This is a genomic window from Escherichia sp. KCJ4928, assembly GCF_004352695.1.
Lineage (GTDB): Bacteria > Pseudomonadota > Gammaproteobacteria > Enterobacterales > Enterobacteriaceae > ECMA0423.
In genome coordinates this window covers 1-6,280 of sequence record NZ_SJWV01000215.1, presented here as the reverse complement: position 1 = coordinate 6,280, position 6,280 = coordinate 1, and the positions used below count along the sequence as shown (strand labels likewise).

Annotated in this window: 7 protein-coding genes and 1 pseudogene; all 8 read right to left on the bottom strand. The window is 51.4% G+C overall.

Annotation, left to right across the window (positions count from 1 at the left end; genetic code table 11):
* A pseudogene (locus E0D98_RS20610) lies at nt 1–202 on the bottom strand (shufflon system plasmid conjugative transfer pilus tip adhesin PilV); the annotation flags it as partial.
* Nucleotides 203–206: 4 nt separating this feature from the next.
* Nucleotides 207–842 (bottom strand): prepilin peptidase, encoded by a 636-nt coding sequence (locus E0D98_RS20605; RefSeq protein ID WP_000478594.1) that lies wholly within the window; start codon nt 840–842, stop codon nt 207–209.
* A gap of 18 nt (nt 843–860) precedes the next feature.
* Nucleotides 861–1,334: a lytic transglycosylase domain-containing protein gene (locus E0D98_RS20600; protein ID WP_000870986.1), complete on the bottom strand. Its 474-nt coding sequence runs from the start codon at nt 1,332–1,334 to the stop codon at nt 861–863.
* 53 nt (nt 1,335–1,387) lie between these two features.
* The gene (locus E0D98_RS20595) at nt 1,388–1,924 is read right to left on the bottom strand and encodes a type 4 pilus major pilin (protein ID WP_001011158.1); all 537 of its coding nucleotides are present in this window, start codon (nt 1,922–1,924) and stop codon (nt 1,388–1,390) included.
* Between the two features lie 73 nt (nt 1,925–1,997).
* On the bottom strand, nt 1,998–3,098 hold the full coding sequence (locus E0D98_RS20590) for a type II secretion system F family protein (RefSeq protein ID WP_000670138.1): 1,101 nt from the start codon (nt 3,096–3,098) through the stop codon (nt 1,998–2,000).
* Between the two features lies 1 nt (nt 3,099).
* Nucleotides 3,100–4,608, bottom strand: coding sequence for an ATPase, T2SS/T4P/T4SS family (locus E0D98_RS20585; protein WP_000886636.1), 1,509 nt, complete (start codon nt 4,606–4,608; stop codon nt 3,100–3,102).
* Between the two features lie 84 nt (nt 4,609–4,692).
* A complete protein-coding gene (pilP, locus tag E0D98_RS20580; protein ID WP_001112925.1) occupies nt 4,693–5,145 on the bottom strand; it encodes a type IV pilus biogenesis protein PilP in 453 nt (150 codons plus the stop codon).
* Nucleotides 5,135–6,280: type 4b pilus protein PilO2 (pilO2, locus tag E0D98_RS20575; RefSeq protein WP_114319127.1), on the bottom strand; the 1,146-nt coding region annotated here is incomplete at its 5' end. The genes pilP and pilO2, both read right to left, overlap by 11 nt.

Below are 6,280 nucleotides of genomic sequence, written 5' to 3'. Positions count from 1 at the left end.
TATGCAGACGGGCATTGTTGTCGGCAATATAGTTTCTGGCTGCGGTATTGTAGGCATCTGCATGATATGCAGCACTCTGGTAAAGCTGCTCATTCAGCCAGTTTTCAATTTCTGAATAAATCATTGGTGTGGCGATACCGATCACAATCAGTCCGGCCAGAATTTCAAACAGAACAAAACCTTTATCGTCGTCTTTTTGCATGGTGTTACCCTCCGGTGTGAAAAATGGCACCAGGAAAAAAAGTGAAAATGTAGAGTGATGCACAGATAAACGGACCGAACGGAATAGCGGCCCCAGTATTACTGCGCGGGAACAGCGACATACAGATCATTGTGCTGGCGGCGGCAATACCGATGATCCACGGAGTGCTGTTGGCAGATGACCACATGGCCACACCTGCAATCAGAAACACGTCCCCCAGTCCCAGCGTCTCCACTCCCTTGCGGTATGAGGTGTAGCGCCTCAGGAGAGATAACAGGAGAAACCAGAACAGAGCACAGGCAAGCGCAATAGCAGCATCGCCCTGCCATAAACGAAACGCCACACCCAGCATCAGGAATGTGAGGGTGAAGGGACGGGGAAGACGGCAGGAGGCTGCATCAGTCAGTGTCATCAGTGTCATGCAGCCGGCCATCAGCAACAGAAAGCAAAGTCCGGCAATGTCTGTCCCCCGTATGATGTGCGTAATGGTGGCGGTGAGTGCCAGAACAGCACAGAGCAGGGAGAGGTGACGTGGACGCCGGAGGGTATGCACCTGCATGAGATAATGTCCGGCCAGTCTGATGGCAAGTAACTGTATGGTCAGCGTAGCGGAGATCACGAGTAAGATGATGAGGAACATGGCTCGTATTCTCCGTTATTAACGTCCCTGCATATATGCGGCATAAATCAGCCGGGCATATTTCATTCTGCGGTGAGTGTTATTTTTATTAAATCCGGCGTTGTAGCTACCGAGACACTCCCAGTTCACACCACACTGCTGAAAATGCCGGGCAAGGATCCATGCACCTGTCTGTATATTCAGGCAAACATTACTGAGCAGTTCATTTTCACTTCGGATAATTCCCATTCTTTTCAGTCCGGGAATATGTGTGGAATTAATCTGCATCAGGCCATAATCTGTGCTGATAATTTTTCCGCTGGCATTTCTGTTATGATTGATGGCCCGGGGATTCAGGCTGCTTTCTTTACGGGCAATTACTTTCAGTAGTCCGGGATCGATGGAGTAACGTTTTCCTGCCTGAATAAAGCAGCTATCCAGTGTGTTACTGTTTACGGCGGCAGTCGCCGGGAGACAGAATAAGAAAAGAGATGAGAGATAAAACCATTTCATGATTATGTGCTCCGGGAAACAGCACCCCGGAGGGAGTGCTGTGTGGCAGGGCATTAGCTGTTGGTTTCCAGCTTGATATTGTTTTTATCGCTACTGCAGACGGTAACGGGATCCACCATGTTCGGGGCTGTGTTCATAATTTTGGTAAATATGGACGAACTGCGCAGGCTGTTAATCAGCTCAACACAGTTTGTTTTAGGAACATTATTACTGGTGATAATGTAGCCATATTTGTCTGCTGTGGCAGCAATCGTGACATCACCACCCCATGCGTTTTTGGCTTTGTTGCCTCCTGCAATCATATCAGCAGGCAATGCACCGCTTTCCGTCAGGGTTTTGATATAATCCGTTCCGGTATATCTTCCCTGGAACTTGTATTGCTTCATTTTGGTCGCAATTGTCTGCAGGTTTTTCAGTTCGCGCTGGTTATCACTGGAGGCCATTGTGCTGGACATCTGGCTCATCGCGAGCGCGACAACTATTGCGATGATAATCATTGCGCCGGCAATTTCTAATAATGTTAAACCTTTATCTTCTTCTTTATCTTTTTTTAAAGAAAAATAAGAAGACAGACGTGCTCTGAAGTTCATATATGACTCCTGTATTAATGGTTGTTACGTTAATGGAAGTATATTGAAGGGCGTTTTAGTGTTACGGCAGGTATTATTGCTTGAGCATATCGCTGATACTGTATATCGCGCTAATCATGTTAAGAATAAAAAAGAATACAAAACCTCCTGAAATACCGGTGATAATTAATCCACTTTTTCTGACGCTCTTTTTTGCATCTTCCAGCCACTGTCCGGCATAGGTATTCATTGCAGATACGCTGTCTTCCCTTTCAGAATTTAAGAGAAGTTTATTGATGCATATTTTTGAAGGAAAATCATAGTCAGAATTGCGCATGGCGGTGGCCAGATTCTGACCGGATAATACATTTTTTCTTATTGCCTGAATTCTCTCCTTTAACCATTTATTATGCTCCGCACTTTTTTCAATTCTGAGCAGCGCCTGTGAAAGCGGAATATTTATCTGCAGCATTGACGATATGCTGAACAGATAATTCACACCATGAAAAGTCTGATAGAGCGACCATGGTGGCAGTCTGTCAAGAAGTCTGCGTCCCGGGCCGGTATAGCGACTGAGTGAGAAGCGGATGATGATGGCAAGCGTGATGATGGCACCACTGAGCCACAGACCGTAGCCGATGACCAGCTCTGACATGGCTGCAAGGACTTTCATCTGGAATGACCATTTCTCCTCCGGTGCAAAAGCGCTGACAATGGGAATGATGCGGGTATGTGCGTTGTACATATTCACCACACAGAGTGAAAGCAGCAGAAGGGGATAAAGACAGAGTGTGATGAGACTGCTCACCATTTCCCGCCGTGCTTTCACGGTTTTTGCGACCTGGAACAGGGCTTCGGCGATGTTTCCGCGTTCTTCACCGTTCCTGATCAGTGCCGCTTCTTCCGGGGGAACCCATGTGGGCAGGGCCCCCGACAGCATACCGCTGGCTTTCAGGGAGGCAATACATTCTCTGGCCAGAAAGTACATGCCGGATGTTCCTTTCCGGGTGCCAAAGTCAGTTTCGACATTACAGATAAACTCCAGGGCGCGCAGTGACGGCGTTCCGTCACGTATCATTCCGCCGAGGGACTCATAGAACTCGGCACGCTTAAGACCGAAGGTTTTTCTGGCTGTCCAGCTGTTCAGGGCAGACAGATCCAGTTCAGTACTGTTGAGTTTTTCCAGAAATTTCATATCAGCGCAGCAGCGTATAGCTGTCCTCATCAATGGGAGAGATGTAATGGGCCGCCAGAGGGTCAACCAGTCCGCTGTTGATTTTTCCCAGCAGATGCTGATTACGCGTCATCCCGCCCAGCTCTCTGTGCCAGTAGGTTTTGGCTTCGATGCGGCCTTTTTCCCGGTACAACTGAAAAAATCTGGCATCAGGAGAGATGACTTCTGCAATCACTGTGCGCCCTGTGACACCACGCCAGCAGTGTGGGCAGCCGTCATGGTTTCTCAGATATACCGCATCAGCATTACAGAAGGTTTCCACCAGACGTCGTTCATCCTCAGTACGACGGGATGCCACGTCATTCCATGGATGACGGCAGTGGGGACATATCAGCTGAACCAGACGCTGACTGAGCAGTCCGATGAACAACTGCGGGTCTGCAATCATCCTGGCCTGAACACCTTCCATCTCAAGGCGTTCGAGGATGTTAATCGGGTCGTTCGCATGGATGGTGGTCAGCATCAGATGGCCTGTCATGGCGGCTTTTATTGCCGTAATGGCGGAATCGTGATCGCGGATTTCACCGTTCAGAATGCCGTCAGGATCAAGCCGCAGGGCTGATTTTATGGAATCCACCCAGCCCTGAGCACTGTCCATGACGGCGGTCTGGATTGCGCCGGGAATACGTCCTTCCGGCGGTGATTCAATGGTGAAGAGACGACGACGGGGCAAAAGAATACCACCGGTGTTGTTGAATCCGTGCTGTTCAAGATAGGCCGCAGACGCCGTCCTCAGCGTGGTGGATTTTCCGGAGCCGGTCGGCCCTGACAGGGTGATGATACCTTCCGGTCGTTGCAGAATACGGCGGATGGTCTGCTCCTGCTTTGGATGATAGCCCAGCATACCGAAGGTCGGAATATGGCTGCTGTCGTCCTTGATCAGCCTCAGAACAGCATAAAGGCCCCCCACGCAGGGATAATGGGAGTAACGTGCGCCAAACAACCCCGCAAGTTTCAGAAACTTTTCCGCCAGTCGGGCGTCCTGGGGAACACCAGGATCAAATTGTGTTCCCTTGATGACGTCAGTCATCCCGGAGTAGGTGGCCCCCAGAAGCTCCACTCCCTCATCTTTCCGGATAATGTCGAGGATTTCCAGTTCCCCATGTACACGGGCCTCCACATAGGTGAAGTCTGTGTTGTCCCGTCCCGGAGTGATATGAAGATCGGAGGCATTAAGGGTGGCGGCATGTCGGATATACCCGAGCATTTTATTCTGCACAGGATTCATGCCGTTTTCCTGTCCGGCGATTGTTGTTGCTTCCCGGATCCGGGCTATCACATCCAGTGTGGTGAATTCAAAGTCTCCGACTCGTCCCTGATAGCGTGCGCGCAGGCGGGTCAGATATTCCTGGACGGCACGCAGATGTTTTTTTCCCTCAACAACCCTGATCCGCAGTTGTCCGGCGTTATCGGTGTCGATGGCCACATAATCCAGAATGTCATCCGGCGGCAGGTCTGCTGGATCCAGCATAAAGCCTCCTTACGGGCAGCGGTGCCCGGAAAATATGTCTTTCATCCTTTTATTTTTGACAGCCGCCAGTTACGGCGGCCGGTCTCATGGTCGCAGGGTTTTTCTGGTGCCAGACTGTTCCAGCACCACACTGTCCGGCGTGATTTTTTCCACGTGATAAGTGGTTCCGGGGATGTTCTGGCCCGCCTTCACATCGGAGATGCTTCCCCCCGGAAGTTCTATCCGGGCAGTCAGCTGAGGCTGAACACCGAATATTGCTGTCAGGCGGGGGGATAGTGATGCCTGTGTATTTGTTGTGACTGCGGAAATGCTTTCCTGCTGACGTCCGGCCTCTGCGGGCCCCCCCTGCTCAAGTGTTCGCAGTTCATGGCGGATCTTCTCTCTTGCCAGCATGGCTTCATACAGGGCTGTCTCTTCCTGTATCTGTTCAATCCTTATTTGCTGTGTGTTCTGTTGCTCTGCATTTCCGGTTGTGGCCATTGCCGTGGCCGGTAACAGCAGGACTGAAAACAGAAGGGTTTTGGCTTTATCGGGCATAATATTTACCTGTAAATTGATAGTGGAAACGACCGTTCTCCAGTTGCCGTGTGACAGAGATAAAACGGACAGAAGGCTCTTTCAGGCGTTCAGCCAGATGGTGTGCAGGGAGTGTGGTCTGTATCTGAAGGTCATACTCTTTCCATGGGGGCTGAATGATCTGTCCGTTCTCATCAGTGACGCTGTTATTAACTTCCTGCCAGTCCAGTTTCAGTTGCATTGACTGAGCCAGCGAGGTCAGTCGTTCCTGCAGGACAGCGGTTTCCGGTAGTGCATCAACTGTGACGGCGTTTTCAGACAGCCGGAAGGTGACCGGCAGGCCAATGCCGCCGGTCTTTCCTTCCGGCATCACAATAAACGGTCGGCTGTCTGTCATATCACTGATGCGCCGGATGAAGTCAGTCACTGTCGCGCCCGCAGTATTGGTGTACGATGCGCGAAGATTGCCGCTGCCACCGTCAGTCGAGCATTCTGCCAGCGAATAACGCCATCCGGCAGCAGACAGTGGCAGTGAAGTCCATATATCAGCACATCCCCGGATGAACGCGTCTGTTTCAGGGAGTCCGGGCCAGGGGGGAGTGATTCGTTCCTCTGTGGCCTGTCGGGCAACCGCTGCCTGCGCGGCTTTTTCTGTCTGCCAGCGTTCATAATACTGCCAGCCGTACCATGCAGTGCCGAGAAGGGCGATGATCAGAGAGACAGTGATGAACTGCGGTCCCCGGGATACCGGATTCAGGCGTGCGGCAGCCGGATGTTTACCAGAGCCAGTCAGGGAGGCCAGCGGCAGGTGCTGATTCTGAGCGCCTGCTGAAAATGCCGCTGGTTCATAGTGTATCCAGCCCTGAGTCGGTTCGGTGTTGATGGAAAGAAAGGTATCCCGGGCTTCCCGAACCTCTTCCCCGCTTCCCACCAGGTCACTGACGAGAACACCGTCGACAACGGAAACAAAGCTATAGTGCGGTGTTTCTCCGGGTAACGTCAGTTCCGTGATGGCATAGCCGCCATGTTCAAGTAGTGGCAGGATCAGCAGGGCGAGGGAGAAGCACTGACGGGGTTTTCCGGGCAGTATGCGGCGACTGACAGTGGCTACCATGGTGTGGGTATCGGCATCTTCATTACTGAGATACTGACAGGC